Source organism: Pseudodesulfovibrio portus, from assembly GCF_026000375.1.
GTDB lineage: Bacteria > Desulfobacterota > Desulfovibrionia > Desulfovibrionales > Desulfovibrionaceae > Pseudodesulfovibrio > Pseudodesulfovibrio portus.
In genome coordinates this window covers 2,666,770-2,681,519 of the sequence record NZ_AP026708.1, presented here as the reverse complement: position 1 = coordinate 2,681,519, position 14,750 = coordinate 2,666,770, and the positions used below count along the sequence as shown (strand labels likewise).

Genomic DNA, 14,750 nt, shown 5'->3' with positions numbered 1-14,750 from the left:
TTTTCGTGTGTTTATACAGAACCATGTCTTTGTTCCATGGGCCGATGGCAACCGATAAATGCTAGTAAAATCAAGCATTTTACCATGTCGGAAGCTGGCCCTGAACATTGCCATCAGCTGGTTACAGCAACGGAATTGAGGGTGCACTTTGGGAAGGGATGCACATTGGTACAAGGCGGCGGTCGCCGCCAGAGCCGCCTCAAATCCTTGGGTGTCGAAATCGTCACGAACGAGAACATGGGAAGATCGTTCTAGACGGGTTTCATGAACCTGCTTGCGGGTCATCCCTCGGAGTTTGAGCGTCCCGGAGGCTTCGCCGATGCGTTGCCCGAGGGTTGCCTGCAGACGATGACCTGACCGGGATGGCCCATACGCCGTTTCATGACGATCGCGACCCCGCGTTGATTGACTCGACCCGCGCACTGCGGGTCACGTATTGCCGTTTCTCCCGCGAAGCGGTGTCACAACATAAGGGGGTGCTATGGGAAAAATCTCCTCTTGGGATTGGGAAATCGGCCAGAAAACGGTCGTTGAGTCCCTCTCCCCTCTCGATGGACACGAATGGCAGGAAGAGCCGTATGTCTCTCCTGACGGTGAAACCATCGCCGCAATCGTCAAGGTCGGCGACGGCGAATTCTCCATTCGTACCAACAACACAGTTTGGGAAGCCACGTTCGAAAAGATCTGGTATCCGAAGTTTTCTCCGGACGGACGGCTGACCGCCATCTGTCAGCAGGACATGGAATGGGCTCTGTTTGCGGACGGTGAATCTGTCGGCGAAGCCACGGACTACGTCTGGGACACGCTGATCAGCGAAGACGGTTCCACGTTCGCAACCATGTACAAGTCCATGGAACAGTACGGCATGTGCGTCAACGGCGAGCCGTGGGAAAACCTCTATGAGAACCTCAGCCAGCCCGCGCTGTCGAAAGACGGCGCCCACACGGCAGGCGTGGCCCAGGTCAAGTCAATGGCCGCAGCCGACCTCGAAGCTTTCAAGAGCGGCGCTTACTCCGTGGTCGTGGACGGCAAGCCCTGGGACAACATGTACGTCAACATCTGGACGCCGCGGTTCAACGATGCCGGCGACAAGGTCGCCGCGCAGGTCCGCGTCACCGTCTACGACAACACCATCGCCGTGGACGACGTGCCCTGGACCAAGACCTTCAACCAGGTCTGGGAACCGGTCTTCAACCCCAAGGACGACTCCGTGGCCGCCCCGGCCCGCGAAGGCGGCAAGTGGGGCGTGGCCAAGGACGGCGCGTTCATCTGGGAACCGCGTTACATCCAGTGTCTGGAATTGCAGTACGACGCTTCCGGCGACAACCTGTGGGCCGTGGTGGCCACCAGCTACGGGCAGTTCACCGCATGCAGGAACAACGCCCCCTGGAGCGAAACCTACCCCACCGCCAACGACCTGGTCGTCAGCCCCGACGGCACCCGTGCCGGGCTGCTGACCAGCGAGTACAACGAGAACTTCAAGATCGTTGTGGACGGCACCGCCTGGACCGGCACATACGACATGGCCTGGCCTGTCGCCTTCTCTGCCGATTCCAAGAACGTGGCCTGCATGGTGGAAAAGGACGGCAAGCGCCGCATCCTGGTCAACGGCAAGGCTTACGAGCGCGACTTCGACCAGGCGTGGCCCCCGGTCTTCAACGAGGACGGCACCAAGGTGCTGATCCGCGCCATCGAAAACAACAGCTATGTCCGCATCGTTGCCGACGTGGCCCAATTCTAGGCGGAGGGAGACGCAATGACATCCTTATATTCTTTCGTCACCGGCCCCCTGGCTTGGATCGCCTTCGGCATCTTCATCATAGGGTCCGTCTACCGTCTGGTCAGCATGTACGCGCTGGCCAAGGCCAAGGACGGCTCCTCCCTGGCTTACATGAGCTGGTTCTACGGACTGCGGTCCATCCTCGCCTGGATGGTCCCCTTCAAGTCCCAAGGCTGGAAATCCGATCCCCTGATGACTGTCACCACCTTCGTGTTCCACATCGCCTTCCTTCTGGTGGCGGTGTTCCTGAACGCGCACGTGGTCCTGTGGGACATGAACTTCGGCATCTCCATCCCGAGCCTGCCGACCGCTTTCGGCGACATCGTCAGCTTCGTGGCCATCGCGGGCTGTGCGGTCTTCGCCTATCGTCGGCTCTCCCTGCCCCACGTCAAGGGAGTCACCCGTTGCCAGGATTGGTTTGCCCTGATCCTCGTCATCCTGCCGTTCATCACCGGCGTCCTGGCCTATCACCAGATCGGCCCGGTTCTCCTGATGACCATCCTGCACGTGCTGAGCGCTGAACTGCTGATCGCACTGATCCCGTTCACCCGCCTGAGCCACGCGCTGTTCGTCCTGTTCACCAGGGCGTACATGGGATCGGAATTCGGCGGCGTTCGCCATGCCAATGACTGGTAGGCCAAACCATCACAGTAACGCGAGGTACGAATAATGAGTCACATTGCTGACAGAATCATATCCGATGTCGGCCTTGAGGCCGGCGTTGCCGGATTGACCACCGAGAAAATCGAGACAGTGGTCAACCAGATGCTCAAAGGCGAAACCGGCGCCAAACTCAGGGCATACAAAGAGACCTGCATGCGTTGCGGCCTCTGCTCCCAGGGTTGCCACTACTACATGTCCCACGACCAGGACCCGAGCTACTCGCCGGTCAACAAGGCCACGGAGACCATGTATGAACTGATGGAAAAGAAGGGCAAGGTCGAACCCCAGCGCATCTACGAGATGGCGCAGATGGCCTACACCGAATGCAACCTGTGCAAGCGGTGCGCTCACTACTGTCCCATCGGCATCGACACCGGCTACATAATGTCCATGGTCCGCCGCATCTGCTACCTGCTGGACGTTGTCCCGCAGTACATCCGCGACACCGCCCACTCCCACTCCTCCACCATGAACCAGATGTGGGTCAAGGACGACGAGTGGATCGACTCCCTGCAGTGGCAGGAAGACGAAGCCCGCGACGAATTCCCTGACCTGCGCATCCCGCTGGACAAGGAAGGCGCCGATATCTACTACTCGGTCATCGCCCCGGAACCCAAGTTCCGGACCCAGCTCATCTACCAGGCCGCCGCCATCATGAACGCAGCCGGTTGCGACTGGACCATGCCCTCCCATCCGGGTTGGGACAACTCGGACATGTGCATGTTCGTCGGCGACTTCGAGAACATGGGCCGCCTGAAACGCGCCCACTACGAATCGGCCCAGAAGCTGCGCGTCAAGCGCATCGTCATGGGCGAATGCGGCCACGCCTTCCGCTCTGTCTACGACATGGGCAACCGCTGGCTCGGCCACAAGAAGATGCCCGTCCCGGTCATCCACGCCATCGACTTCTACTGGGAACTGATCCGCGACAACAAGATCAAGATCACCCACAAGTACGAGAAGCCCGTCACCATCCAGGACCCGTGCAACATCATCCGCGGCCGGGGCCTCATGGACAAGCTGCGCGACGTGGTTCACTTCCTGTGCGAAGAGGTCGTGGAAATGACCCCCAACCGCGAGCACAACTACTGCTGCTGCGCGGGCGGCGGCGTCATCAACTGCGGTCCGCCGTTCAAGAACACCCGCATGACGGGCAACCGGGTCAAGGCCGAACAGCTCAAGGCCACCGGCGTCAAGGACGTGGTCATCCCGTGCCACAACTGCCACGGCGGCATTGAAGACATCATCGGTTACTATGATCTCGGCATGCACGGTAAGTTCATCGGCGACATCATCTACGAACTGATGGAAAAACCGGAACTCTAGGAGGACGCCATGAAAAAGAATACGCTGAAACTCGCGGCCTCCATGTTGACCATCATCGCGCTGGTCATCGCCTACATGGCTCCGGTCGCCTATTCCCAGGACGACATGACCCACATCCCGGTGGACGCGTTCGCCAAGCTGGAACGGCCCCAGGCCGCCTTCGAGCATGACGCGCACAACGAGAAGGCCGAGCTGGAAGACTGCGTGGTCTGCCACCACTCCAGGAACGACGACGGCACGCAGAACCTCGAGGAATCCTCCGAGGGCGAAGCCTGCTCCTCCTGCCACGAGGTGGAACGCACCGACGGCGGCACCCCGCTCATGCGCGCCTATCACGGGCAGTGCATCACCTGCCACGAGACACAGGGCAAGGGCCCCGTGGCCTGTGGCGAGTGCCACGTGAAGTAACCATTCGGTTCTACCGATAGAAACAGCCCCGGAAGGATATTCCTTCCGGGGCTTTTTTTGTTGTGGGCGCATTCGCGTTCAGCTTCATTCGTTCTCCTTACTTTGTGTTCCGCTTTTACAGCGGCTGACTTTTTGATTCGGGCCGTCCATGGCCCTCACCCCTTCGGGGTCGCGCCTTGCCAGGCGCGCTCCAAATCCGCTGTCCTGCGGATTTGTGGCTAGGCGCCCCAAAAAGTAAGCAAAAAGTGCGCTTGGCAAATTTGGCCGCCCCCAAGATCGCGGCAAGAATCCGATCAACTCGGGACGGCTCCCATCCCTGGGGATTGGCACGCGCTTCCTCTCCCTTAAACGATTCTCCCTGGAAAATTATCGTGTCGCCTCACGGGAGCCGCCGCCCCTCGCTGTCGGTTTCTAGGTCGCAATCAAGGGCTGATGCAAACCCTGATTGTTTGAGCATACGATCCTTTAGGTGCGCCCGTTGGAGATGAGCGAGTCTTTCGATAATGGCGGACAATCCGCTGTCAGGCCCTAGAGCCTGTTCCGGGCGACTTGCGTAGCCCGTCGACCCTGCCAAAGGAAGGTTTGCAGACGGGCAGCAACGTCGCCTACAGGCTCTTGGGCCTGACAGCGCGAGCTAGCCCAAAAAGCGCCCTTTTTCCCCTATTTTTGGGGCGCCAGCCAAAAACAGGGCCGCCGTAGTGGCGGAACACTCCAAAAGGAGAACGAATGAAGCTGAACGCGAATGCGCCCACACCAAAAAAAGCAGTTGAAGTCGCAAAACGAATTCAACTGCCACCAATCAAGCGTCACCACCAACATTAATTAAACATCTCGAAATCCTTGAGGAATCGTTCCCGACGCCGCTTCACGGCCGCCTTGTCGGTCATGATCATGTCCAGCTGACGGGTGTGGGTGATCAGGTAGCCAAGGATTTTCAATCGCTTGCCCATGGACTCGCGGGCCAGCCCCTCCACGCGGGCGACCAGGTTGTCCTCCCGCACCCGGACGCGGAAGTCGAATTCCTCAAGCAGATCGCCCACGAACCGGGCGCGCAGGATACGGCGCTCGGCATTGGCGGCCCCGCCCTTGAACTGGAAGCTGGCATAGTTCTCGCTGATCCGGTCCGAGACCAGTGACTCCACCCCGCAGTAATGGAAACCGAAACGGGACTGGAGCGCGCAGTAATTCTTCGAGACCATGAAATAGTTTTTCTGGGTGTAGTGAGAGCCTGCCGCCGTGACCAGGTTCGGGTTGGTGGTGGCCTCGAACATGACCGACATCAACCCGCGCGCGTGCACCGGGGGCGGCCCCTCCCACGGCACGGCCTGCATGCCCGCCCACAACGCCTGCATGGGATAGGACTCGACCTGTTCCAGGAGTACGCACCGGTCGGTGCGCTCGCGTGTCTCAGGGGCGAACCCGTCGTCCAGGTTGAGTATCCAGAACTGCTTGGGCACCCCGCAGATGAGTTGGCGGGACGCGGCCTCGATGAAGTCCTCGTTGGTGCCGAACTCGAACATCTCGGACACCGCCTTCTCGTGGCAGTAGCGCATGACGTCGTGCAGGGTCCGGCACTTTTCAGGCCGGAACTCCGGTGACTCCGGGTTGGTCAGGTTGAGCCGGACGATGTGCCGGGCCGCCTGCCTGAGGGCGGCGTGCACCTGGCTGCCCTGCATGACGCGCTGCCGTGGCCGTTCCACCAGCAGGGATTCCACCGCGCCCCGGTAGACGCTCCGCCCGTCCGCATCCACCGTCAGGATGGTCCCGTTCTCGAAATGTCCCACCGCGCCCTTGAGCCCGAACAGGGCCGGGACGCCGAACTCGCGGGCCACGTTGGCCAGGTGCCCGGCCATTCCCCCCTGCTCGGCGACGACCGCGCTGCACCGGTCGAGCAACGCAGCCCGGCTGGGCAACGCCTGCTTGATGATCATCACCCCGCCGTCCGGGAAGGTAAGCGCGTCCACGTCCTTGCGCAGGGTGTACGCCGGTCCGACGCCCACGCCCGGGCTGGCCACGCGCCCGCCGGACAGGACCGGCTCGGGCAGCGCAGAGTCCCCGCGCTCCGCCTTGCCGGCTCCGGGCGCATCGTCCGCAGACACCTGCATGAGCGGGCGGCATTGCAGCAGGTGGAAGCCGCCGTCCATGTCCATGGCCCACTCGATGTCCTGGGGCGTGCCGAAATGCTCCTCGATGCGGATGGCCTCGCGGGCCACGGCCAGGGCCTGCTCCTCGGTCAGGGAGGGGGCCTTCATCCGGTCCTCGGCAAGGTCCTCCCGGCAGACGCCCTCGTCATCGCCGCACACGAACATGACCGTCTTGTCGGCCACCACGCTCCAGCTCACTGCCAGCGGGTTGCGGCTGACGTGAAATTCATCTGTCTCGGCCGTGCCGTCGACCACGGGCTTGGGCAGCCCCCAGACCGAGTGGATGGAGACATGGTCGTCGCGCACGTTGACCGGGCTGCGGGAATAGGCCACGCCGCCTGCCGCGGCGCCCACCATGGTCATGCAGCCCACGCTCATTGCCACGTCCGTGTCCGGAATGCCGTGATTCATACGGTAGGCCATGGCCTGGCGGGAATACTTGGAAGCCACCACCTCCCGATAGGCATCGATCAGCGAGCCACGGTCCACGTTGAGCACGGACCGATACTGCCCGGCAAAGGAGGACCCCTCGGCGTCCTCGCCCAGGGCGCTCGAACGCACGGCCAGCTCCGGCTGCCGCTCGAGTTCCACGGACAGGGCGTCATAGGCCCCGAGGATGGCCTCGGCCAGGTCGCTCGGCACGGGCGTGTCCATTATCAGCTGCATGATGTCCGCCGAGGTCTTGAACACGGCGGCCCGGTCGTTCTCGTCCGTGGCCGTGATCAGCCGGTCGATCTCGCCGCCGATGCCGCCCGCCTGCATGAACCGGCGGTAGGCGGCCACGGTGATGACGAAACCGGCCGGGATGGTCAGGCCCAGCTTGCTCCCCGCCTCGCCCAGCATGGCCATCTTGGGTCCGCACAGGTCCGCGTGGTCGCGCCCCACACGGGCCAGGTCGATGACCGGCTGGCCTGATTCCGGGTGCTCCTCCGGGATGAGCACGGCCATGATCTTCTCGTTGATGGACTCCATGGCCCGGTTCAGTTCGGCCTGCCCCTTGGGATTCAGTTCGCCCAGGTGGCGGACCATCTTGTATATGGAGGTGGAGATGCGCGTGCACAGGGTCTGCACGTACTGCATGCCGTAGGGCGTGAACCCGCGCAACGCCTCTTCCAGCTCGCCTATCAGCTCGTGGGCGCGGGTGTTGGCCTGGATGAGCAGGCGGAAATGGTCATAGCGGACGGCAAACGTCCGGCGGATCTCGGCGATCTCTTCCGGAGTCCGTTCCCGTTTCTTCCACGGCAGCCAGTCAAACCACCCCATCACACCACCTTTTTCCGGCTATCACGCACATTGGCGATCCATGAGAAACGGCGACGGGCTTCGCGCCCGTCGCCGGGAAAATACGACACGTCGGGCCCGCTACTGGGAGTGGGTCCGGGCTTCGATGCGGCTCTCCTGATGCTGCTTTCGCTTGGCCGCGTCCTCCAGCTTGTACAGCAGCTCCTCGAACTCCACGGGCTTCATCAGGTAGTCGAACGCGCCGAGTTCCATGCCCCGGATGGCGATCTCCATGGAGGCGTGACCCGTGAGCATGATGACCTCCACAAGCGGCTCCATGGCCTTGATCTTGTGCAGGGCGGTCAACCCGTCCATGCCCGGCATCTTGACGTCGAGCAGGATGACGTCGGGCGCTGCGGCGGCGATCTTCTCCAGCGCCTCCTCGCCCGTCCCGGCTTCCTCCACGACAAATCCGCGCTTGTCCAGCCGCTTGCCCAGCGTTCTTCGAAATGACTCCTCGTCGTCCACGAGAAGCACAGTGATACCGGCCATACGTTTCTCCGTTTTTCTTGCCTATCTGCCGACGGCCTTGTGCACCTTGTCCAGCAGTTCTTCCAGTTCGCACGGCTTGAGCAGGTAGTCGAAGGCACCGGACTGCATGCCCTCCCTGGCCGCCTGTTCCGAGCCGTGGCCCGTGAGCATGATGACCGGCATGTCCGGCACCATCTTCTTGAATATATGCAAAATCTCGATGCCGTCCATATCCTCGAGCTTGAGATCCAGAATGGCCGCGTCGAAATCGCTTCCCCTGAGCACCCGGATGGCCTCGGTGCCGCTGGCCACAGGAGTGACGCGCACCCCGCGCCGCCCCAGCCGCTTGCTCATGACCTCCAGGAAGCCGACTTCATCATCCACCAGAAGAACCCGGATAGGCGTTTCGCTCATGGTTCGATACCCCGCTGCGCACACCGGCTCACCGCTAATCCCCCCTGCGCAGGACGATATGCCGCGCCCGCGCCTCAAGGATCTTGGTCTCGTGCGTCTGCTTCTTGTCGTACGCCTCATTGACCTTGGCCAGCAAGTCCTCCAGCTCGGCCGGTTTCATCAGGTAGTCGAAGGCCCCGGACTTCATGCCCTCGATGGCGGACTCCACGGTGGCGTGCCCGGTGAGCATGATGACCTCGACCAGCGGGTGCGCGTTCTTGATGAGCTTCAGCGCCTCGGTGCCGTCGATTCCGGGCATCTTCACGTCCATGACCACCACGTCCACCGAGTGGTTCCCGGCCAGGAAGTCGATGGCCTCCTGCCCGCTCATGGCGGTATGCACGGTCAGTCCCCGATTGGCCACCCGTTTTGCCAGGGTCTCCACGAAACCCTGTTCATCGTCCACGAGAAGAATGTTCGCAGGCATGAATACCTCCTGGTTTGCCCGTCCTGCCCGTCGGCCCGTCAGGCCGCCCCTCCTGCGCCGGGCACGTTGCACGCGACGCCTTCATCCACCTTGCCCGCCGGAAGCCGGAGGGTGAAGGTGGTCCCTTGGTTCACTGCGGAATTCACGGAAATGGTCCCGCCCATCTTGTTGATGATGCCGTAGATGATGGACAGGCCGAGCCCGGTCCCCTTGCCCACCGGCTTGGTGGTGAAGAACGGGTCGAAGATGCGCGGCAGGTTGGCCTTGGGAATGCCGCAGCCTGTGTCGCTGATGGCCACCAGCACCTGGTCGCCTTCCACCCGGGAGCTGATGTCGAGATTGCCCCCGCCCGGGTCCATGGCGTCGATGGCGTTGTTGACCAGGTTCAAAAAGACCTGCTGCATCTCGGAAGGGCTCGCCTCCAGCGGGGGGATGTTGTCCGCCAGGCTGGTCTCGATGACCACGTTGGCGTACTTGGCCCGCTGCTCGGACAGGGCCACGATCTCGTGGACCATTTCGTTGAGACAGAAATACTTGACCGTGGGGTCGATCTTGCGGGCGAAACTGAGGAGCTTGTGGGTGATCTCCTTGCACCGCCCGCCCTGGGTGCGGATCTGGTTCAGGGCCCGCTGCACCTCGCGCTCGTTGTCGCTCTTGGACAGCCCCTCTTCCAGCAGGTCCTGAATCCACCCGGCCTCCTCCACCATGATGGCCACCGGGTTGTTGATCTCGTGGGCGATGCCTGCGGCCAGCTCGCCCACGCTGGCCAGCTTGCCCGCCTCGATGACCTGCTCGTTCATGATCTCCTTGTCCAGGTCCGCATGCTCGATCCTGCGGGCCATGCGGCGGCTCATGAGGTAGGCCATGACCGTGATGGCTATGCCGCCCAGGAGCAGGACCACCAGGGCCAGGTTGCGGGAACGGTTGAGGTCGGAATAGGCGTCGGCCGACTCCTGCTGGTAGACCAGGAGCCACTCCCCGTTTTTGATGGGGCTGGTCACGAAAATGGTCTCGCGCCCGTTGGCGGGGTTGGTCCGGATGCTCATGGACGCCCGGCCCTGGGCCATTTCGGAGCTGGGCGAGCGAATGAGCTCGCGCAACAGGGGAATCTCGCCGGTCATGTCCCGGCGCGGCGTGGTCTGGAACTCCGCCTGCCGGTTGATGATGTAGGCCATGCCGGTCTCGCCGATGCGGATGTCCTCCACCAGCTTGTTGAAGGCGATGAAATCCAGCGTGGTGCGCAGGAACCACTCGCGTCCGTCCGCTTCGAGCCTGAGGGAGATGGTGAAGTGCGGCACGCCCCTGAGCCCCAGCCCCACGTCGGACACGTGCACGCTCCGCTCCCGGACCTCCCTGAGCCATCCCTCATCCGAGTAGTCCACGCCCTGGAGCTTGTACGGGCCGGAGTAGGCCACCTGGACCCCTTCGCTGTTGATCAGCCCGAGGTCCACGAAAACATTGCCGTGCCCCCGCACCAGGGCGTCATGCAGGGCCTCGAGCCGTGTCTGGTCGGACAGGGCGTCGATGTCCATGATCTCGGAAAAAACCTGTATTTCCGCGACCTTCTCTTTGAGATAACTGTCCACTGACTGATCGTGCTTGAGCACCAGCTCACGCAGGTGGGCCTCCACCTTTTCCTCGTAGACCACGCTGTACTGGTATCCGGCGATGAGGACGATGATCAGGAGAGGGGCAAAGGAAACCAGTATGATGGTGAACATCATGCTTTTGACAAGCCCCTGGTAGTAAGTGACATCTGACATCGCTTTGCTCCGTCTCGGTGTTCGGCCCGGCTCGTTCAGGACATTATTGCGGGGCGGTCCCGCGCACGGCGGCGCGTGGAATCCTTGGCTTGTCGTCAAAGTACAATGATTGTGAACATAAAGGCAATAAAAACCGGGAATCGGTACAAAATGCCCCGTTTCTCCGTCATAAAGCACGTTTTCGACCCGAATCGCCCGAAACTGCAACAATCCGGACGGGAAGAGGTTTGCCGAAATAATGGAAGGCCCGGCAGTTTTGGATTAGGATCAGGTCATGCGGACAACAACAAGCAGCGGCAGGAGTTGAGCATGTTGAAATTCCTCGACAAGATTCCCTTTGCCACCCCCAGGCTCCGGCGATGGGGGTTCTGGCTGCTGGCCGCCTTTGTCTGCTATGTCCTCTTCGGCTTCTTCGCGCTCCCGCCCATACTCAAGGACGTGCTGGTCACCCAGTTGAGCCGGAACCTCAACCGGCCCGCACGGGTCGGGGAGGTCTACTTCAACCCGCTTCTGCTCCACCTGGAGGTCACCGGGCTGGCCGTGAGCAAACTGGACGGCGAAGGCGACCTGATCTCCGCCGGAAAGATCATCGCGTCCCCGTCCGTCTCCACCCTGTGGCATTTCGCGCCCGTCATTTCCTATCTCCACCTCAAGGACCTGGCCCTGGACATCACCTTCCACGGAAACGGGCACTTCTCGGTGTCGGACCTCATGGACGACGGGCAGGACGGGGGCGATCCCCGCGAACGGGAAGACGCGGTCTTCCCCTTTGCCCTGTATGATTTCGAGTTGACCAACGCCAGCCTCGTCTTCGACGACCGGGTGCACGACAAGCGCCACGTCATATCCGACATCAACATGCGCGTGCCGTTCACCTCCAGCATTGAAGGCCGGGAAAAGGAATTCACCCAGCCCAAGTTCACCGCCGTGGTCAACGGCGATCCGGTGGAACTCAAGGGCCGCACCCTGCCCTTCGACCGGACCCTGCTCACCGAATTCGAACTCGGGGCCGTGGACATTTCCCTGGACCAGTACTGGCGCTACGTGCCCGTCCAGACGCCGCTCACGCTCAAGAACGGCCGTTTCACCTCGGACATTTCCCTCTTTTTCCAGCGCCCCGACGCCCACGCCATGAGCCTTTTCCTGGGAGGAGGCGGCAAGCTCACCGACCTCGAACTGGAAGACCCGCAGGAAGGGACCGTGATCCGGGTGAAGGAACTGGCCTTCGACATCGAGCGTTTCTCCCTCAAGGACAACTTCCTGGCATTGAAGCGGGTCGCCATGCAGGACCCGTATTTCAAGGTCGTCCGGGCACCCGGTGGCAGCGTCAACTGGGGCGGATACTTCCAGGCCGGGGAAGGGGAAACCGTGGAAGAAGGCGACGGCGTCGAAAACGGCGGCGCGCCCTTCCGGGTGGATTTCCACCGCGTGGAACTCCGCAACGGCTCCGTGGAATGGATCGACCGGGCCGTCCCCGGAGGCTATACGCGCACCTTCGGCAACCTCGAAGTCACGGGCGCGGAGATGGCCTCGCGCGGCGGCACCCCCGGCTCCTTCGAAGCGTCCGTCGGCTCTGCCGAACGGCTCTCGGTCAAGGGCACGGCCACCCTGGAACCGCTGCTGGCCCACGCCAAAGTCACGGTCGAGAACCTGTCCCTGCCCGATTTCACCCCCTATCTCGCCGAGGCCCAGCCCCTGGCCGTGGATTCCGGCGTGCTGGCTGCAAGCGCGGACGTGGCCTTTGCCATGGAGGACGGCAGGCCGGACATGAAGATCACGGGCGGGGCGGTGTCCCTGACGGACCTTGCGGCCCGCAAACCAGACGCCAAGGAGCCGAGCGTGACGCTGGCGGCCCTGAACGCGTCCGGCGCGACCCTGGACCTGGCCGGAAAATCCGTGGACGTGGACAAAGTGGCCGTCACCGGGCCGATGGTCACCGTGACCCGGGAGCGCGACGGAAAAATAGACCTCCAAACCCTCTTCACTCCCGAAGACGCCCGGGAACCGGCCCCGCAGCCCGAGGCCGAAGCCCCCGCGCCCGTCGCGAACGGCTGGAACGCGCGCATCAGGAACGTGTCGGTCGAGGACGGCGCCTTCACCTTCCTGGACCGGGTGCCCCGCAACAGGGCCAGCCTGGGCATCCGCCGGTTCAAGCTTGATCTCAAGGACCTCTCGACAGAGGACGGGGCGTCCTCCCCCTACTCGGCCGTCGGGACCTGGACCGGGGGCGGCTCGTTTGCCACACAGGGCAAGGCCACCCTCGACCCGATCACGGCCCGCGGCCGCTTCACGCTGACCGATTTCGGCCTGCGCCCCCTTGACGCCTACCTGGCCGACACCACGGAGCTGCTCTTCGCCAAGGGCAGGACCTACGCCAACCTCGAATACTCCTTCAGCCACGGCGCAACGCCACGGGTCTCGGTCAAGGGCGACGCGGCCCTGGCCGGGCTGTCCATGAAGACAACCTTCGCGGACACGGAATTCGTCGGCCTGGACCGGCTCGACATCAAGTCCATCGATTTCAGGAACGAGCCTCTTGAGCTGGTCATCAGCGAGATCAACCTGGACGGGCCTCGCGCGCTGGTGGAATACGCCGAGAACGGGCGGCTCAACATCCGGCGCGCCCTTCGCCTGCCCGAACCGCCGCCCATGACAGAGGAAAACGCCAAAAAGGAACAGGCCGAAAAAAAGAAAGCGTCCGCAGCCGCCACTGCCGACGACAGCGGGGGAAAGGCCGACGAGACGCCCCTGTTCGCCCGGCTGGACATCGGCAGGGTCTCCATGAAAAACGGCACCCTCCACTTCCGCGACGCCAGCGTCCATCCCCTGTTCACCAACGAGGTCGGAAAGATGACCCTCACCCTGACCGACATCGGCCGGACCGTCGAGGCACGCCCGAAGATCGATTTCACGGCGGAGATCGGCCCCACGCCCGTGTCCGTCACCGGAGTGCTCAACCCGGTTGTCACGCCCATCTATTCGGACCTCTCTCTCTCGGTGAACGGCATGGAGCTCGTGCCGCTTACGCCCTACACCGTCAAGAACCTGGCCTACCCCATCGAGAAGGGGCGGCTCTATGCGGACGTGACCTTCAAGACCGAGGACTGGAAACTCGACGCCAGGAACAAGTTCTTCATCGAGCAGTTGGTCCTCGGCCCCAAGGACAAGCGCCCCGACGCGCCCAACGTGCCGGTGAAGTTCGGCCTGGCCCTGCTCCAGGACGACAACGGCGACCTGGAACTCGACCTGCCCATCACCGGAAGGCTGGACGACCCCAACTTCCGCATCGGCGGCATCGTGTTCCGGGCCATCGTCAGCATGCTCTTCAAGGCCCTGGCTTCCCCGTTCACCCTGATCGGCTCCATCTTCGGCGGCGGCGGGGAAAACATGGACTTCGTGGTCTTCGAACCGGGCCGCGCCCGGCTGGACCAAAACGGCGAGGCCAAAATGGCGACCGTCATCAAGGCCCTGACCGAGCGCGACAGGCTCAAGCTCGAAGTGGACGGCGTCATCGACCCCGCGGCAGACGCCAACGGCCTGGCCCAGGTCATCTTCGAGCGCAAGATCAAGGAACAGAAATACCTCGACCAGCCCCGTTCGGTCCGGGCCGAGACCACGGTGGACGACATGGTGGTCAAGCCGGAAGAGTACGAGGAATACCTGTTCGAAGCCTACGCCGACGAACCGGACGAGGAGGGCGTGCGCCCCACCACCCTGTTCATGGTGGACGAGCAGCCCGTGGAGGTCATGGAGAAATTCATCCGCGACCGCATCGTCATCACCGACACGCTCCTGCACGAGCTGGCCATGCGGCGGGCCAACGCCGTCAAGAGCTACATCGTCGAGCGCAACCCGGCCCTGGCGGAACGGGTCTTCCTCCTGGACCGCGAGGACCGGAAGGGCAGGACAGGGGTTCCCGCCCACCGCGCGGATCTGGGGATCAATTAGATTCGACAACCCGGAACATGGTTCCGAGTGGACTCAGAAAAAGAGCCTCACCCGATCGGGTGAGGCTCTTTGCGATCGTATGCGGG

Annotated in this window: 10 protein-coding genes; 5 read left to right on the top strand and 5 right to left on the bottom strand. The window is 62.6% G+C overall.

Annotated elements, in window-relative coordinates; translation table 11 throughout:
• Positions 1–481: 481 nt before the first annotated feature.
• From tmcD to tmcA, 4 genes are read left to right on the top strand one after another with little or no spacing between them, the layout of a single operon-like run.
• Positions 482–1,741: an electron transfer complex subunit TmcD gene (gene tmcD, locus OO730_RS12780; protein WP_264981858.1), complete on the top strand. Its 1,260-nt coding sequence runs from the start codon at positions 482–484 to the stop codon at positions 1,739–1,741.
• Positions 1,742–1,756: 15 nt separating this feature from the next.
• Positions 1,757–2,416, top strand: coding sequence for a TmcC family electron transfer complex membrane anchor subunit (tmcC, locus tag OO730_RS12775; RefSeq protein ID WP_264981857.1), 660 nt, complete (start codon positions 1,757–1,759; stop codon positions 2,414–2,416).
• 33 nt (positions 2,417–2,449) lie between these two features.
• Positions 2,450–3,769, top strand: coding sequence for an electron transfer complex ferredoxin TmcB (gene tmcB, locus OO730_RS12770; protein WP_264981856.1), 1,320 nt, complete (start codon positions 2,450–2,452; stop codon positions 3,767–3,769).
• 9 nt (positions 3,770–3,778) lie between these two features.
• Positions 3,779–4,177 (top strand): acidic tetraheme cytochrome c3 TmcA, encoded by a 399-nt coding sequence (gene tmcA / locus OO730_RS12765; RefSeq protein ID WP_264981855.1) that lies wholly within the window; start codon positions 3,779–3,781, stop codon positions 4,175–4,177.
• A gap of 818 nt (positions 4,178–4,995) precedes the next feature.
• Here tmcA and OO730_RS12760 read toward each other — a convergent pair.
• From OO730_RS12760 to OO730_RS12740, 5 genes are all read right to left on the bottom strand, one after another.
• Complete coding sequence (locus OO730_RS12760; protein ID WP_264981854.1) at positions 4,996–7,584, bottom strand: PEP/pyruvate-binding domain-containing protein; 2,589 nt, start codon at positions 7,582–7,584, stop codon at positions 4,996–4,998.
• 99 nt (positions 7,585–7,683) lie between these two features.
• On the bottom strand, positions 7,684–8,094 hold the full coding sequence (locus OO730_RS12755) for a response regulator (protein WP_264981853.1): 411 nt from the start codon (positions 8,092–8,094) through the stop codon (positions 7,684–7,686).
• A gap of 21 nt (positions 8,095–8,115) precedes the next feature.
• Positions 8,116–8,487, bottom strand: coding sequence for a response regulator (locus OO730_RS12750; protein WP_264981852.1), 372 nt, complete (start codon positions 8,485–8,487; stop codon positions 8,116–8,118).
• Between the two features lie 34 nt (positions 8,488–8,521).
• Entirely contained in the window at positions 8,522–8,953 is a 432-nt protein-coding gene (locus tag OO730_RS12745) for a response regulator (protein ID WP_264981851.1), read from the bottom strand.
• Between the two features lie 38 nt (positions 8,954–8,991).
• Positions 8,992–10,716, bottom strand: a complete 1,725-nt coding sequence (locus OO730_RS12740) for a sensor histidine kinase (protein ID WP_264981850.1) — start codon at positions 10,714–10,716, stop codon at positions 8,992–8,994.
• 309 nt (positions 10,717–11,025) lie between these two features.
• On the opposite strand from OO730_RS12740, the gene OO730_RS12735 reads away from it, so the two are divergent.
• Positions 11,026–14,664, top strand: coding sequence for a DUF748 domain-containing protein (locus OO730_RS12735; RefSeq protein ID WP_264981849.1), 3,639 nt, complete (start codon positions 11,026–11,028; stop codon positions 14,662–14,664).
• Positions 14,665–14,750: the final 86 nt, after the last annotated feature.

Bases quoted from the DNA above. Each gene is read 5' to 3' on its own strand.
- tmcD (WP_264981858.1), top strand. From the start codon at position 482: ATGGGAAAAATCTCCTCTTGGGATTGGGAAATCGGCCAGAAAACGGTC.
- OO730_RS12755 (WP_264981853.1), bottom strand. From the start codon at position 8,094: ATGGCCGGTATCACTGTGCTTCTCGTGGACGACGAGGAGTCATTTCGA.
- tmcB (WP_264981856.1), top strand. From the start codon at position 2,450: ATGAGTCACATTGCTGACAGAATCATATCCGATGTCGGCCTTGAGGCC.
- OO730_RS12740 (WP_264981850.1), bottom strand. From the start codon at position 10,716: ATGTCAGATGTCACTTACTACCAGGGGCTTGTCAAAAGCATGATGTTC.
- OO730_RS12735 (WP_264981849.1), top strand. From the start codon at position 11,026: ATGTTGAAATTCCTCGACAAGATTCCCTTTGCCACCCCCAGGCTCCGG.
- tmcC (WP_264981857.1), top strand. From the start codon at position 1,757: ATGACATCCTTATATTCTTTCGTCACCGGCCCCCTGGCTTGGATCGCC.
- OO730_RS12745 (WP_264981851.1), bottom strand. From the start codon at position 8,953: ATGCCTGCGAACATTCTTCTCGTGGACGATGAACAGGGTTTCGTGGAG.
- tmcA (WP_264981855.1), top strand. From the start codon at position 3,779: ATGAAAAAGAATACGCTGAAACTCGCGGCCTCCATGTTGACCATCATC.
- OO730_RS12750 (WP_264981852.1), bottom strand. From the start codon at position 8,487: ATGAGCGAAACGCCTATCCGGGTTCTTCTGGTGGATGATGAAGTCGGC.
- OO730_RS12760 (WP_264981854.1), bottom strand. From the start codon at position 7,584: ATGGGGTGGTTTGACTGGCTGCCGTGGAAGAAACGGGAACGGACTCCG.